Here is a 15,372-nt window from a genome sequence, read left to right on the forward strand (position 1 = left end):
TTTTCTGAAGCCTGGGTGGCTTGCGGCCTGGACAAGTACAGATTCTAGGACAGGTCAGTTAAATATTAGCGAAGGGCAAAAATAACGACCATTCAAATTATCTGCGTTTAGACGATAATTAGGAAAACATGGATTGAAGATAGAAAAATACCTGACATATCGGAACCGCTGCCACGAAACCTTTCCTTCTCATGAAAAAACCGGAGATCATCTCCGGTTTTTTCGTCATGCTTCAATGTCAATTTGTACATTTCTTTGCGGTGCAAATGTTGAGATCGCATGCTTGTAAATGAGCTGCTGTTTTCCCTCTGATTCGATGAGGACCGTAAAATTATCAAATGCTTTTACTTGTCCTCTAATTTGGAAACCGTTTAATAAAAACACGGTCACGTAAGTGCCATCTTTTCGTAACTGATTTAACACTTGATCTTGAATGTTTATCGGTTGCTTCATCATTCGTCCTCCTCATATCCTCTATAATTTATTATTTCTTCTCAGAAAGAAGCTTTCCTGCTATATAATGAAAAATTTCACTAACTTTTTCTTCCATCAAGACAGGCGGAGTCATATCAAACCATTTGACATTCATTTTGTTTCGAAACCATGTTAGTTGCCTTTTCGCATATCTTCTTGTGTTTTTTTTCAACGTTTCAATTGCTTCTGCAAGAGAAGCCTTGCCATCAAAAAAATCGTATAATTCTTTATATCCAATCGCCTGCGCAGATTGTACACCGCGAACTCCAGAATCATACAGTGATTTTGCTTCTTCAATCAAACCTTCCTCAATCATTTCGTCAACTCTTTTATCAATGCGTTGATACAATACATCGCGGTCCATCGTAAGGCCGATAATGGCAGTATGATAGCGCTCATTTGCTTCATGCGTCTTTATATGCTCGCTCATTTTTTTTCCTGTTTTATAGTAAATTTCTAAAGCACGGATGACTCTCCTAGCATTGTTTGGATGAATTCGTTCTGCACTGTCAGGGTCGATTTCCTGTAAACGTTCGTGTAATGCTAAATTCCCATGTTCATGCAAAAAATTTTCCAGTTCTTTTCTTATTTCAGGGTCAGATTGAATATCGGAAAATTGGTAATCATCATATAGAACCGCTTGAATGTACAAGCCTGTTCCCCCAACAATCATCGGCATTTTTCCGCGCTTAGTTATCGAGGCAATTGCTTTTCTCGCAAGCTTTTGAAACTCGGCAACGGAGAATTCTTCCGAAGGATTCTTTAAGTCAATTAAATGATGGGGGATTCCTTCCATTTCATGCTCTTTTATCTTTGCTGTTCCGATATCCATTCCTTTATAAATCTGCATGGAATCGCCGCTGATAATTTCACCGTTTAATTTTTTGGCTAATTCAATGCTTAGTTTCGTCTTTCCGACAGCAGTTGGGCCAATTAAAACAACAAGTCTATCCTTTTCTTCTTCCATATTGACCACACTTTCAAAAAATACTCACTGTTTCATCGTATCATGATTTTTAAGAAAACACCAATGTATTATACCCTTTTTCATCATAGAGTATACTCTTTTCAATTGATTTCATATTCTCTTTATACTGCTCTAATCCGAAAAAAACAACTCTTGTCCAATCATTGCTCTCATCTCCATTTACCTCATAACTTGACAACGATCTTTTACATGCTGCAGAAAACTATTACATAACCCTCTTAAACATTTTTTCCAGCTCATAGGTGGAAAAATGAATGATGATCGGCCGGCCATGAGGGCAAGTAAATGGATCTGACGCTTTTCTTAGCGATTCTAGCAACGCGAATATTTCTTCATTGTTTAAATATTGATTCGCTTTAATTGATCCTTTGCAGCTCATCATGATGGCTGCATCTTCTCTAAGCTTGTGGATATCCGTCTTTTTTTCATCAAGCACCTGCTGGATCAGCTCTTCAATAATTTCTTTTTCTTCACCTTGCGGAAACCATGTTGGATGAGATCGAATGATATAGGTGTTCGGTCCAAAATTCTCCAAAAACACTCCGACCTTTGCCAGCTCTTCTTTATGCTCTTCGATCACCATGACTTCATCAGAGGAAAAGCTCAGTGTAAGGGGAACAAGCATTTCCTGCACTTCGCTCGCCACTTCCCCAACTTTTTCGCGAAAATATTCATATTTGATTCTTTCTTGGGCAGCATGCTGATCGATTATATATAATCCTTTTTCATTTTGCGCCAAAATGTAAGTGCCGTGCATCTGTCCAATTGGATACATTGGAGGAACTCGGCTTTCATCCAACGTATTATTGTCCGAATCCTTCTCTTCATGTTCTTCGTTGTTATTTGGTAAATACTCTTGTACTTCAGTTTCTCCATTGACAACTGGAGGTTCAGCTATTTTTTCAGAGGAAAAGGATTGTTGCTGCTCTTCATCCGCTCCTCTATGATCAATCGAATACAAATCATCTTCGTTCCATTGATTGTCAGCCGTTTTTGGTTGAAACGTCCATTCTGGATCCTGTTTTTCCTCATTGATCAGATGTTCAAATTGGATCTCCTGCTGCACATTTACCGGGTGCTCTTTTTTCTTTTTGACTGTATCAGAGGTTGGGATAAGCTCTTTTTTCTTAAATGCATCCTGGATGCCTTTTGCGATGACTTCAAATAATTCCGCTTCTTTGCTGATTCTGACCTCCAGTTTGGCAGGATGAACATTTACGTCCACTAAGATCGGATCCATTTCAATATGAAGATAGACGACCGGAAAACGCCCTATAGGCAGGAGCGTATGGTACCCTTCTTCCACCGCCTTCGTAATGGAATGATTTTTAATAAATCTTCCGTTGATCATCGTAGAAATATAGTTTTTGGATGCTCTTGTCACTTCCGGCAACGATAAATAGCCGCGTATGTCAAAATCAAGCGAACGGAAATGGACTGGAAACATTTTTTTCGCAATGGGAACCCCGTAAATCGCTGCAAGAACTTGCCTTACATCTCCTTTGCCGTTCGTATATAGAAGCCGCCGGCCGTTATGCGTAAATTTAAACGATATGTTTGGATAGCTCAGCGCAAGACGATTGACTATGTCAGTTATTCTCCCAAGCTCCGTATTCAGGCTTTTCATATACTTCAATCGCGCCGGCGTATTGAAAAACAGGTTCGTGACCGTGATGTCTGTTCCTTTTCGACTTGATGCTGTCTCTTTTGCTGTTACCTTCCCGCCGATTAAAGTAATTTTCGTCCCGGGTTTATCCCCTGTGCTAGTTTTCATTTCCAGATGAGAAACGGCGGCAATCGAAGGCAGCGCTTCGCCCCGGAAGCCGAGAGTTTTGATGCGGAATAAATCCGCTTCATCTTTAATTTTGCTTGTTGCATGCCGCTTAAACGCCTTTTCGCAATCATCTGGCTCCATTCCGTCCCCATTGTCCACGACGCGAATTTTGCTCAAACCGCCTTCTTCCGCCTCAATTTCAATCACTGTGCTGTTTGCATCAATCGCATTTTCGACTAGTTCTTTCACAACAGAAGCCGGCCGCTCCACGACTTCCCCAGCGGCAATTTTGTTGGATAAACTAGCATCCATAAGGATGATTTTTCCCATCATCATCACCTATTTCAATTTCTTTTGGATGTCATACAGTGTGTTTAATGCTTCAAGAGGCGTCATATCCAATAGATCTAAGGAAGAAATGATGGAGAGCACCTCTTTTTCCTTTGATGATAGCTTTTTCCCTGCCGGCTCTTTTTTCTTCTCTGCTATTTCATCACCGAATAAAGAAAGCTGGCTTGGCTCAGCAGAATACTCGATGCTCGGTTCCACCGAATGCTCGATGACGGATGGTGTATATTTCTCTTTCTGATTGTCTCCTTCGAGCTTGCTCAATATTTCTTTTGCCCTTTGGATAAGAATTTCAGGAAGCTCCGCAAGCTCAGCAACATGAATTCCGTAGCTTTGATCAGCCGCTCCTTCATCCACTTTATGGAGAAAAACAACCTTTCCGTTTTCCTCTATTGCCTTAACATGGACGTTCTGCACATTTTGCAATTCATCTCCGAGCACGGTTAATTCGTGATAATGGGTCGAGAACAATGTTTTGGCTCCGATGTGGTCGTGAATGTATTCGATTATCGCTTGAGCAAGCGCCATGCCGTCATATGTCGATGTCCCGCGCCCGATTTCATCAAATAAAATCAAGCTTTGATTCGTGGCATGTACAATCGCATTTTTGGCTTCCAGCATTTCCACCATAAACGTACTTTGCCCTGATACTAAATCGTCCGCCGCTCCAATTCTAGTAAAAATTTGGTCAAAGATCGGCAGAACCGCTTCGCTGGCAGGGACAAAGCAGCCGATTTGCGCCAAAACAGCCGTTAAAGCAATTTGCCGCATGTACGTACTTTTTCCTGACATGTTTGGACCGGTAATTAAAAGAATGTTCCTTCCTTCTTTCATCCAGCAATCATTCGGAACATAGTTTTCGGATTCCATCACTTTTTCTACGACTGGATGACGACCATCTTTAATGTAAAGCTCGGAGTCGGAAAAAGACGGTTTCGTATAATGTCGTTCTTCGCTGATTACAGCAAAGCATTGCAGGCAGTCAAGCTCGGCAATCTTTTTAGCCAAGAGCTGCAATCTAGGAATATATTGCTTTACTTCGTCGCGAATTTGCACGAACAATTCATACTCAAGATCAACGATTTTTTCTTCCGCTTCTAAAATCAACGCTTCTTTCTCTTTCAGCTCTGGTGTCACATAACGTTCAGCATTGGCCAGCGTCTGTTTCCGTTCATATCTTCCTTCATCCAAAAGATGAAGATTCGCTTTCGTTACTTCAATATAATATCCAAACACTTTGTTGTAGCCGATTTTAAGCGATTTAATTCCTGTCAGCTCTCTTTCTCTCTTTTCCAGCTCTGCTATCCACGTTTTTCCGTTTCTCGCTGCATCTCTGTAGCGATCCAATTCTTCGTTAAATCCGTCCTTAATGATGTTCCCTTCTTTGACTGAAATCGGCGGGTTTTCGATGATCGCTTTTTGAAGCAACTCCTTCAAGCTTTCACAAGGATCAATTTCTTTTTTTATTTGCTCCGAATCAGCAATTCCTAACGAAGCAACGATTGTGCGGATCTCAGGAATTTTTTCAAGCGACTTTTTCAATTGAATCAGATCTCTTGCGTTTGCATTTCCGAACGCAATTTTTCCCGACAGTCTTTCTAAGTCATATACTTCCTTCAGCAATTCCCTTAGTTCTTCTCTTTCGATATAGCGGTCGATCAATATTCCAACGATATTTTGCCGCTTTTCAATTTCTTTTTTGTCAATAAGCGGACGGTCAATCCATTGCTTCAGCAGACGCGCGCCCATAGCTGTTTTCGTCTCATCTAGCAGCCAAAGAAGGGAGCCTTTTTTTCCTTTCGACCGAATCGTCTCGGTCAGCTCCAAATTTCTTTTCGAGTACATATCAATTTTCAAATATTGATTTAATTGATAAAACTCCACCTTTTGCAAATGCTCTAGCGTCCGTTTTTGCGTCCGTTCTAAATAGTTGTATAGCCTTGCAAACGTTATTTTCAGCCGCTGATCTTGCAAATGTCCTGCAATGCTGTCTAATTTTTCAAGATAAGCTGCGTCTTTTTCAATCGAAAATGTCACAGGCTGTCTTTCTAATATCATTTTTTTCAGTTTCTCAGGAAAATCATCTGCCACTACAATCTCTTTCACTTGGCGGGAATAAAGCTCTCCCAAGCAGTCCTCCATTGTGGAGAGAAGGGTGACATATGATTCCCCTGTCGTAATATCTGTCAAAGCTAAGCCGAAAAGCGCTTCAAAGACCGTAACGGAAGCAATATATTGGTTGTCTTTCTCGCCTAGCCCTTTTCCTTCCATTAATGTCCCTGGTGTAATGAGCTGAACGACTTCCCGTTTCACAACACCTTTTGCTTGTTTCGGATCTTCTGTTTGTTCACAAATCGCCACCTTATAGCCCTTTTCAATGAGCTGTTCGATGTAGCTTGAGGCTGAGTGATACGGCACCCCGCACATCGGGATTCTTTCCTCGCCCCCGCCATCACGGCTTGTTAACGTAATTTCCAATTCTTGAGAAGCCTTGATGGCATCCTCAAAAAACATTTCATAAAAATCGCCTAAACGAAAAAATAAAAAGGCATCCTGATAGTCTGCCTTGATGTTTAAATATTGCTGTATCATTGGCGTGTATTGTGCCATGTTCATCCCCCGACTGTATGTAAAAGTTAACATCTTTTATTATAGCACAAACTCTTTATTCCGAAAAAAACTTATTCGCTCAAATAACCTATGACAAAACAATAAAACTAAAAAGCACGTACATGATTATTCGCAATTTTGTTTATTGCGTCAACCTTTGACATAAAAAATAAAGAAGCATGTTCATGATTAATGGCGGATTTGTTTATTCCTTTAAACTTTTGACATAAAAAATTAAGAAGCAGGTGCGCGGTTATCGCAAATTAGTTTTTTCCGTTAAACCTTTGACATAAAAAACTAGGAAGCAAGGGCACGATTATTCGTAGATTGTTTATTCCGTCAAACATTTGACTAAAAAACAAGGAAACCAGCGCGCGATTATCGCAAAATTAGTTTTTCCCGTCAAATCTTTGACATAAAAAACAGGAAGCAAGTACACGATTATTCACAGATTTGTTTATTCCGCCAAACCTTTGACATAAAAAAACTAGGAAGCAGCCCTCCTAGTTTTTCATTATTCTTCTGGTTCACCTTCTAAAAGCTCTGGCGTTAAATCTTCTATTTCATCCTCTAAATCCTCTTCCCAATCATCCCATTCCTCATCGGATTCAGACAAGTTGTTAGGATGGACGGAGACAACCACTTTCGTTTCTCCGATGACCTCTGCTAAAAATTCTCTTTCTACTTGAACCACAATGTTTTCGCCGTTTGGAGAAATGGTGACTTCCAGACAATTCGGCTGCTGCAAAACACGGGCAACCACTTCGTTCTCGTCATCTAAATAGTTGTCATCTTTATATCGTAATTTTAACACATCTGTATACTTGACACGCTCTGTAACTACTTCTGTTTTCGTATTTTCATCAAATGAATACCAAACGTTAATATCATATGTTCCCTCGATTTCAACTGTTTTCCCCCGTTTTTGCGCATCATATTTATGGTTAATAATCCAACCACCCAAAATACTTGCTGGTTTCTTCTCAGGACTAATCGTATGTGTTGCTTGAGTAAACTTTCGACCTTTTGCTACTACCGCTTTCGTTATGATTTCCCTATATTCTGCCATTTGCCAAACCCTCCTCAAAACGATCGTAAAAAGATTTTCGCTAGGACAAGCTCGATATTTTCATAAATCCTTCTAGTTCATTCTATGCATGAGCCAGAAAATATGTACCAAAAATTAAAAAAGACGCTGACGCGTCTTTAAACAAAATGAGGGAGGGTTGGCCGAAATCATAGAAATACCGATTGTTCATAAGCTCAAACGGTTTTTATTTTTTCAAAAATAGCCTGAAAACCTTAATACGATTAATGGCAAGATCCATGTTTATTCCGAATTTGGGCGCCTGTTTCACCCGTTAACAGATTGCCTCCAGTTGAGCGAATAATTTCATTTGTCACATGGTTTGAAATTGTATTCGCTACTAATTGAAGAAGATCGTTAACTTCAATTTGCGATTCTTTAAATTGCTGGACGATCGGAATTTGATCTAATTCTTCATACAGGCTGTCAATTTTCTCCTCCACTTGTTTGAGAGCTTCATGCTTTCCGAAATGCTGAAAATTGACGGCTTGTTTTTGCAGGCTTTTAATGCTGGCAATCATTTCCCGAACTTTTTGATTTTCGTTAATTTGTTCTTCCGCTTTTTTAAAGAAGTCAACTTGCTCTGTTTCGGCTATCATTTGCGCCAGTTCTTTTGCCTTTTCTAAAATATCGTCTTTCGTATACGCCATTACAATGTCACCCCAATTTGCTCTTCCACCATTTCTCCATCAAGAGTCCAGGTTTTGGCTTTTGTAATTTTTACTTTTACAAGCTGACCAATCGCCGATTTCGGACCTTTAAAGTTAACTAGTTTATTTTTTCTCGTATACCCTGCCAAAATGTCAGGATTGTTTTTGCTCTCGCCTTCAACTAATACCTCAACGACTTTGCCTTCATATTCTTTCATTTTTTGGGCGGAAATTTCGTTGACTAATGCATTTAATCGCTGCAGTCGTTCTTTTTTCACTTCCATCGGGACATTATCTTTCATTTTAGCAGCAGGCGTTCCTTCCCGAGGCGAATAAATGAACGTATAGGCACTGTCAAAGCCGACTTCGCGATAGAGGGAGAGTGTTTCTTCAAACTGCTCATCCGTCTCATTTGGAAAGCCGACAATGATATCAGTCGTTAACGAAACGTTTGGAATCGCCTTTTTAATTTTTTGCACTAATTCTAAATACTGTTCGCGCGTATATTTGCGTGCCATCAATTTCAATATTTCCGAGCTGCCTGACTGCACCGGAAGATGGATATGATCGACAAGGTTGCCGCCTTTGGCCAAAACTTCAATTAAACGGTCGTCAAAATCTTTCGGGTGACTTGTGGTAAAACGAATTCTGGCGATATCGATTTTTCGAAGCTCGTCCATTAAATCGCCTAGGCCGTATTTGATATCGTCAAAATCTTTCCCGTAGGCATTTACGTTTTGACCAAGTAACGTGATTTCTTTATACCCTTGCGCTGCAAGGTGGCGAACTTCTTGAATAATATCCTCCGGTCTGCGGCTCCGTTCTTTGCCTCGAGTGTACGGAACAATGCAATATGTGCAAAATTTGTCGCAGCCGTACATAATATTGACCCAAGCTTTAATATTTCCTTTCCGGACTTTCGGAAGGTTTTCAATCACATCGCCTTCTTTTGACCAAACCTCCACGACCATTTCCTTCGACATGTACGCTTCATTCAACAAATGCGGAAGGCGGTGAATGTTGTGTGTTCCAAAAATTAAATCAACATATTGGTACTGCTTTAAAATTTTGTTGACAACAGATTCTTCTTGGGACATGCAGCCACAAACACCTAAGATAAGATCCGGCTTTTCCATTTTGAGCGGCTTCAAATGCCCAATTTCCCCAAATACTTTGTTTTCAGCGTTTTCCCTGATCGCACATGTGTTTAACAAAATAACATCAGCATCTTCTGTGCTGTCAGTCGGCTTATATCCGAGTTGCATAAAAATACCGGCCATCACTTCCGTATCATGTTCATTCATTTGACATCCGTATGTGCGAATATAAAACTTTCTGCCTTCTCCCATTCCTTTTAAATGTTCAGGAATGACAAAATCTTTATGGTATTTCACTTCTTCTTTTCCGCGCTTTTTCGCATCTTTTAAAGAAGGCGGAATGTAAACACGCTCGAAATACTTACTGTAATCCTTCTCGGATTTTTTGTCCGAAGGATTCACAAACGTGGTTGCTAATCGTTGTTTTTCATTCATGGCGCATTACTCCTTCATGTTTAAAAGTGTACACTGTTTTATAGTATATCGTGTTAAGTAGCAGAACACAATATTGCACCATTATTTTATAATAAAGACACTTTTTTTTAAAATTTTCGATACAAGATTTCTAGAAATAAGCTAAAAGTAGATTTCTTCCTTTAACAATTGAAGTCAAAAAAAGAGAGAGGGGAACCCCTCTCCTACATAAACTCTGCTACTAATTCGTCAAATTTCTCTTTGCTAAGTTTCAGTTCAGCTTTTGCAAGCGGCACTTCGCCGAATCCTGGAACAAGCTCTTCATATGGTTTTTGTTCTTTATTTTGATAAATAAGACCTGTTACAAGACCGTTATATTCCATTAACGTTTGCATGGCAAGTTTTTTGTCAGAAGGATCATATCCTTCAATATCTTTCAGCTTTGTTAAATTCTCTTTAAACCAGTCGTATGTGTTCACTTTGTTATAAGTAACGCAAGGACTGAACACGTTGATAAAGGAAAAGCCTTTATGCTGAATTGCTTGTTCGATCAAGGAAGTTAAATCTTTTAAATCTGTCGAAAAGCTTTGCGCAACAAACGTAGCACCTGCTGTTAACGCCAATTCCATTACGGACAGCGGAGATTCAATTGAACCTTGCGGGGTGCTTTTTGTTTTAAAACCGACATCACTTCTTGGGGACGTTTGTCCTTTTGTTAACCCGTAAATTTGGTTGTCCATCACAATATACGTAATGTCGATATTTCTTCTCATCGAATGAATGGTATGCGCCGTACCAATAGCAAACCCATCGCCGTCACCGCCAGCTGCTATGACCGTTAAATCTTGGTTCGCCATTTTTACGCCTTGTGCGATCGGCAGCGCACGACCGTGAATTCCATGGAAGCCGTAAGAATATATATAACCTGAAATCCTTCCTGAGCATCCAATTCCGGAAATGACTGCAAGCTGATGCGGTTCCAAACCGACATTAGCCGCTGCCCTCTGTATAGCTGCTTGAACCGAGAAATCGCCGCAACCCGGACACCAATTCGGTTTGACATTGTTGCGAAAATCTTTAAAAGTGGCCATTTAGAACAACACTCCTTGTTTTGTGAACTCCTTGCTTTGCGTATAAATTTCATTCGGCAGGAACGGGTTTCCGTCATATTTTAATAGAGATTGAATTTTGTCAGCAAATCCGACATTCATTTTTATAAGATTTGCTAATTGTCCTGTTGCATTATGCTCCACAACGATGACTTGTTTAGCCTTTTCAATGAGCGGGCGAATTTCCTCTTTCGGGAATGGATGAATGAGACGGATGTGCGCATGGTTCACTTTCACTCCGTCTTCTTCTAGACGTTCCATCGCTTCCTCAATGGCCCCTCTTGTCGAAATGTAGCCGATGAACAAAATATCCGGCTCTTCATGCTTGTCATTTTTATGAACTTTATTGTTGAACTCTATTTGTTCTAATTTGCGAAGCCGTTTTTCCATTTGCGCCTTTCTGTTTGCGGCAGCTTCCGAAGGTTTTCCGGTTTCATCGTGCTCAACACCTGTCACATGGTGGATGCCGTTTTTCATTCCAGGAATCACTCGCGGCGATATACCGTCTTCTGTTATTTCATAGCGTTTGAAATACCCTTGATTGCCTGCTTCCGGAACTAATTCTTCATTTAATAGTTTTCCGCGCCGAATTTGGATAGATTCATAGGAAAGAGGTTCAACCGTTTGCTTACCAAGAGAAAGCTGCAAATCAGAAAGTACAATCACAGGGCATTGGTACTCTTCCGCTAAGTTAAACGCCTCAACCGTATCATAAAATGCTTCTTCCACCGTGCTCGGTGCAATAACAATTTTTGGTATCTCTCCATGTGTTCCGTAAATCATAGCCATTAAATCCGATTGCTCCTGCTTAGTTGGAAGTCCAGTGCTCGGACCACCGCGCTGTGTATCAACTATGACTAGCGGAGTTTCCGTCATGCCTGACAGACCGATCGATTCCATCATTAATGATAAACCTGGACCAGCAGAGGAAGTAAATGCCCTAGCGCCAGCATAGTTGGCTCCAATCGCCATTGTGGCTGCAGCGATTTCGTCTTCCGTCTGAATGACAGCTCCTCCTAAATCTGGAAGCTTTTTAATCAAATATTCCATAATTTCCGAAGCGGGAGTAATCGGATAGGCAGCCATAAAGCGTGCACCAGCGGCAATCGCACCTAGAGCGATGGCGTCGTTTCCAATCATGAACATCCGCTTTTGACCATCCGCTTTTTCCAAATAAAGATCTGAACGGTCAAACCCTAATTCTTCTTTTAAATATTGGGCGCCTTTTCTAATCGCCTCCATGTTGTTTAAGACGACTTGTTCGCCTTTTCTTCCGTAAGTGTCTTGTACAACTTCCTGAAATAATGACGGGTCAAGATTCAAAATTGCGCTTGTTGCACCGATTGCAACCATGTTCTTCATTAAAGATGTTCCCAGCTCTGAAGCGATTTTCGTAAAAGGTACTGAATATAAGGAAACATTGCTTCCTTCAGGGATTTTCGGTCCAAACTTTGCATCGGCAAGAATAACTCCGCCGTCCCGCAATTCGTGAAAATTAAAATCGATCGTTTCTTGGTCAAAAGCAACAAGAATATCTAAATCATCGCTTATCGTTCGAACTTTCTTCGTGCTGACACGAATTTTATTGTTTGTATGTCCCCCTTTAATTCGTGAAGAAAAGTGGCGGTATCCATATAGGTAATAACCAAGCCGGTTGAGCGTAATTGCAAAGACTTCTCCTGTACTTTCGATTCCTTCTCCTTGCTGCCCACCGACTTTCCATGAGAGTTGGTTTACCATTTCTATGTTACACTCCTTTGGATCTAAAATATCTTTATCATTTCCGGTATTTTAGAGGCCCACTGCCCTGCCGAAAAGTCTATGATGATGAATTATGCTATTTTTAGCCATAATAACCTTGTTCTGGCAGCAAAACCACCATACCTTAAAATTTTTGGGATAATCCTAAACGATTTCAATTTTATCCCTAAATAATCAAAATTACAAGTTTAAATGCTTGTAATGACAAAAAATTTTAAATATTCACCATTCTTCATTTCTGTATAATGAAATTATAATAAAACCGATAAATATTATCAACATTTTAAGCAAAAAACAGTCTGCAACCGATAAGGAGTGCAGACTGTTTAGCTAATTTATTTAAACATGTTATCTCGGCTCAACAATCAATTTAATGGCTGTTCGTTCTTCACCGTCTATTTGAATATCTGTAAATGCCGGAATACAAATTAAGTCAACACCACTCGGAGCTACAAATCCTCTTGCTATCGCTACCGCTTTTACAGCTTGATTCAATGCTCCAGCTCCAATCGCTTGAATTTCGGCGGCTCCACGCTCCCTCAGCACCCCTGCTAGCGCTCCGGCGACAGAATTCGGATTAGATTTTGCTGAAACTTTTAATATTTCCATTTCCTAGTTCCCCCTTCATTTTTTACAATGGTTCGTGAAAATTTATTGGAACAAATGCTGTTAGATGCATTGTTCAAAAGACCCATCACCTCTTGAACAATTGGTTCCATCCCATAGTTACTATATTCCCTAAAGTTTAGCAGTATTCCTGCTTATTTTTAATTTTTTTTATTTAATTTCAGTAGCGTTGCATAAAAAATAAAAACATTTTATGCAGAATTTTCTGAATAAAATATTTTATGATAAACGAAAAACAAGGCAGTAACCAACTAAAGGTGATCACTATCCATTTGGTAATAAATGTATTTGTTTTATTGTTACATGGCTACTGCGCTTCGCCGACTTTTTTCAACTCATTCCCGTTGAATTCGTTCCACCCACACGGTACTTGGTTTCCAAAGAAAAACGCGAAGCCAACGATAAATCTGGGTGAGAGAATGTTTCGATTTCATTTCAAGTTGAATAAGAATGAGTAAACAGTAAGAAATCAGAGCTAAGTAAACCTGATTTTCTACAGCTTCTGGACTCGTTCCATAAAGATGTTTGAGTGTTAAACGTTGCTTAATCCACTTAAAAAATAGTTCAATGGCCCATCGAGAACGATAGATATCACCAAGTTCTTCTGGATCTAGGTCGAATCGGTTCGTAATGATTCGAATTCGATTCCCGTCCGAATCGAATGTTTCGATTAATCGAAACACATTTTCCGTTCGTTTTTGTGGTGTCCCAATGACCACCATCGAATCAGATAAAATAGAGGAATTGGATGGGACAGAGAACGATTCAAGAAATCGAACATAGGCATTCTTTTTCAGACGGGAGGCGAAAAAGAGGCCTTTATCACAGTAATAATCGAACTTTTCGTAGTCTACATAACCACGATCAAACACGTACATGGCATCTGTTTCGTCGATCAGTTGTTCCATTTGTGTTCGATCATTGTTCCCTGCTGGGGTCATGACCATTTTTTCCGGATAAACCGTATCTTCATTGACAAACACCAGTCGTAAATGAACCTTAATTCCCGACTTCGTTTTGCGAAACGTAGCCCATTGATATTTTTTCAGATTCAGTGAAATGGTCGTAGAATCCACGATTTTTAAGCCACTCACCTGACTGGAGGAATTCGTGGACATCTGGCGGATTTGATTCACTAAATCCAGAAAGATTTCTGCGAGCAATTCGGGTTTTACTTGGCGATGTTTTCGAGAAAGTTGTGAAGCACTAATAGATGTCAATCCTAATTCTCGCTGAAAATCATCCAGTAACGCATCATCGGCGATGGCGCGCAGTCCTTCTCGTTGTTGAAGTTGAGCATGCAAAAACAAAAGTAAATACGCTTTTGTGGTTAATTTTTTCGTATATTTATCTTGTTTCATCTCTTCAATTCTTTGTGTAAATTTAACAGAATTGAGAGGAGTGACCCATTTACCAAATGAAGAAAATAGTGTATCCTTGTCCATAGGCTTCATCCTTTATATTGGATTTGGACAGGGACCACCTGTACCATCCATTATAAAGGATTTTTTTATGGACTTTTTTCAATTCAGAATTTTCGAATTAAATTAATGCAACGCTAGTGATTTAATTTATTCAAAATAAACGTGATCATCATTGATTAATATTCGTTTGATCGATTTCGCTTTGCCGGTTCCTTCCTCAATTTCCACTAATACGGCATTCAATTGTCCTCTGCCTTCATTGATTTCAAACCGAACAGGGAGATTCGTTAAAAATTTTTTTAATACTGCTTCCCTGTCAACTCCTAAAATACCGTCATATGGTCCTGTCATCCCGACATCGGTAATAAATGCCGTTCCTTTATCTAAAATTCTTTCATCGGCAGTTTGAACGTGTGTATGAGTGCCAACCACTGCGGAAACTTTCCCATCCAAATACCAGCCCATCGCTTGTTTTTCGCTTGTTGCTTCCGCATGAAAATCAACAAAAATATATGGAGTTCTTTTCTTCGCTTCTTGAATCAATTCATCCGCTTTCCGAAAAGGGCAATCGATTGCCGGCAAAAATGTTCTTCCCTGGAGGTTTATGACTGCAAGCTCTTTTCCATCCGCTTCCACGTACACGATTCCTTTTCCTGGTGTGCCTTCAGGAAAGTTAGCCGGTCGAACCAACGCTTTTGCTTCATCGATAAATTCAAAAATTTCTTTTTTATCCCAAGTATGGTTGCCCATTGTCACTGCCTGAACTCCCAATGAAAGAAGCTTCTGGTAAATTTTCATAGTTATTCCTTTGCCATGTGCAGAATTTTCACCATTGACAATTGTTACTTCAGGATTATATTTTTTCTTCAGCTTCGGCAAATATTGTTCAACCATTTCTCTCCCTTTTGCTCCTACCACATCGCCTACAAATAAAACTTTCATGATGAATTCCTTTCTAAATGTTTATTATATAGTTTTGCATAAATTGAAAAAAAAATAAAGCGGCACA

The 15,372-nt window shown here is 39.9% G+C and carries 12 protein-coding genes; all 12 read right to left on the bottom strand.

The features are described 5' to 3' along the window. Window positions 1-225 precede the first annotated feature (225 nt). The 12 genes from hfq to NST97_RS04580 all read right to left on the bottom strand — a co-directional run bounded on the left by hfq (window position 226) and on the right by NST97_RS04580 (window position 15,305). Window positions 226-453 (bottom strand): RNA chaperone Hfq, encoded by a 228-nt coding sequence (gene hfq / locus NST97_RS04525; protein WP_066246428.1) that lies wholly within the window; start codon window positions 451-453, stop codon window positions 226-228. A 31-nt stretch (window positions 454-484) separates the two neighbouring features. Then, window positions 485-1,441 carry a tRNA (adenosine(37)-N6)-dimethylallyltransferase MiaA gene (gene miaA, locus NST97_RS04530; RefSeq protein ID WP_341342979.1) on the bottom strand — a complete coding sequence of 319 codons (957 nt, stop codon included), beginning with the start codon at window positions 1,439-1,441 and terminating at the stop codon, window positions 485-487. Between the two features lie 226 nt (window positions 1,442-1,667). Continuing rightward, window positions 1,668-3,566 (bottom strand): DNA mismatch repair endonuclease MutL, encoded by a 1,899-nt coding sequence (gene mutL / locus NST97_RS04535; RefSeq protein WP_341342980.1) that lies wholly within the window; start codon window positions 3,564-3,566, stop codon window positions 1,668-1,670. 9 nt (window positions 3,567-3,575) lie between these two features. Beyond that, window positions 3,576-6,194: a DNA mismatch repair protein MutS gene (gene mutS, locus NST97_RS04540; protein ID WP_341342981.1), complete on the bottom strand. Its 2,619-nt coding sequence runs from the start codon at window positions 6,192-6,194 to the stop codon at window positions 3,576-3,578. Window positions 6,195-6,708: 514 nt separating this feature from the next. Continuing rightward, window positions 6,709-7,263 (bottom strand): outer spore coat protein CotE, encoded by a 555-nt coding sequence (cotE, locus tag NST97_RS04545; RefSeq protein WP_063386736.1) that lies wholly within the window; start codon window positions 7,261-7,263, stop codon window positions 6,709-6,711. 242 nt (window positions 7,264-7,505) lie between these two features. Continuing rightward, the gene (locus NST97_RS04550; RefSeq protein WP_063386735.1) at window positions 7,506-7,931 is read right to left on the bottom strand and encodes a RicAFT regulatory complex protein RicA family protein; all 426 of its coding nucleotides are present in this window, start codon (window positions 7,929-7,931) and stop codon (window positions 7,506-7,508) included. Then, window positions 7,931-9,463 carry a tRNA (N6-isopentenyl adenosine(37)-C2)-methylthiotransferase MiaB gene (miaB, locus tag NST97_RS04555; RefSeq protein ID WP_094246007.1) on the bottom strand — a complete coding sequence of 511 codons (1,533 nt, stop codon included), beginning with the start codon at window positions 9,461-9,463 and terminating at the stop codon, window positions 7,931-7,933. The genes NST97_RS04550 and miaB overlap by 1 nt, the downstream gene beginning before the upstream one ends. 203 nt (window positions 9,464-9,666) lie before the next feature. Further along, window positions 9,667-10,533 (bottom strand): 2-oxoacid:ferredoxin oxidoreductase subunit beta, encoded by an 867-nt coding sequence (locus tag NST97_RS04560; protein WP_063386733.1) that lies wholly within the window; start codon window positions 10,531-10,533, stop codon window positions 9,667-9,669. After that, window positions 10,534-12,291 (bottom strand): 2-oxoacid:acceptor oxidoreductase subunit alpha, encoded by a 1,758-nt coding sequence (locus NST97_RS04565; RefSeq protein ID WP_341342982.1) that lies wholly within the window; start codon window positions 12,289-12,291, stop codon window positions 10,534-10,536. Between the two features lie 369 nt (window positions 12,292-12,660). Continuing rightward, window positions 12,661-12,921 carry a stage V sporulation protein SpoVS gene (spoVS, locus tag NST97_RS04570; protein WP_003181955.1) on the bottom strand — a complete coding sequence of 87 codons (261 nt, stop codon included), beginning with the start codon at window positions 12,919-12,921 and terminating at the stop codon, window positions 12,661-12,663. A 353-nt stretch (window positions 12,922-13,274) separates the two neighbouring features. Then, entirely contained in the window at window positions 13,275-14,384 is a 1,110-nt protein-coding gene (locus NST97_RS04575) for an IS4 family transposase (protein WP_144596560.1), read from the bottom strand. A 126-nt stretch (window positions 14,385-14,510) separates the two neighbouring features. Further along, window positions 14,511-15,305 (bottom strand): TIGR00282 family metallophosphoesterase, encoded by a 795-nt coding sequence (locus tag NST97_RS04580; RefSeq protein ID WP_063386731.1) that lies wholly within the window; start codon window positions 15,303-15,305, stop codon window positions 14,511-14,513. Window positions 15,306-15,372 lie beyond the last annotated feature (67 nt).

It is taken from the genome of Aeribacillus sp. FSL K6-1305, assembly GCF_038050115.1.
GTDB lineage: Bacteria > Bacillota > Bacilli > Bacillales > Aeribacillaceae > Aeribacillus > Aeribacillus composti.

Bases quoted from the DNA above. Each gene is read 5' to 3' on its own strand.
- hfq (WP_066246428.1), bottom strand. From the start codon at position 453: ATGAAGCAACCGATAAACATTCAAGATCAAGTGTTAAATCAGTTACGA.
- miaA (WP_341342979.1), bottom strand. From the start codon at position 1,441: ATGGAAGAAGAAAAGGATAGACTTGTTGTTTTAATTGGCCCAACTGCT.
- mutL (WP_341342980.1), bottom strand. From the start codon at position 3,566: ATGGGAAAAATCATCCTTATGGATGCTAGTTTATCCAACAAAATTGCC.
- mutS (WP_341342981.1), bottom strand. From the start codon at position 6,194: ATGGCACAATACACGCCAATGATACAGCAATATTTAAACATCAAGGCA.
- cotE (WP_063386736.1), bottom strand. From the start codon at position 7,263: ATGGCAGAATATAGGGAAATCATAACGAAAGCGGTAGTAGCAAAAGGT.
- NST97_RS04550 (WP_063386735.1), bottom strand. From the start codon at position 7,931: ATGGCGTATACGAAAGACGATATTTTAGAAAAGGCAAAAGAACTGGCG.
- miaB (WP_094246007.1), bottom strand. From the start codon at position 9,463: ATGAATGAAAAACAACGATTAGCAACCACGTTTGTGAATCCTTCGGAC.
- NST97_RS04560 (WP_063386733.1), bottom strand. From the start codon at position 10,533: ATGGCCACTTTTAAAGATTTTCGCAACAATGTCAAACCGAATTGGTGT.
- NST97_RS04565 (WP_341342982.1), bottom strand. From the start codon at position 12,291: ATGGTAAACCAACTCTCATGGAAAGTCGGTGGGCAGCAAGGAGAAGGA.
- spoVS (WP_003181955.1), bottom strand. From the start codon at position 12,921: ATGGAAATATTAAAAGTTTCAGCAAAATCTAATCCGAATTCTGTCGCC.
- NST97_RS04575 (WP_144596560.1), bottom strand. From the start codon at position 14,384: ATGGACAAGGATACACTATTTTCTTCATTTGGTAAATGGGTCACTCCT.
- NST97_RS04580 (WP_063386731.1), bottom strand. From the start codon at position 15,305: ATGAAAGTTTTATTTGTAGGCGATGTGGTAGGAGCAAAAGGGAGAGAA.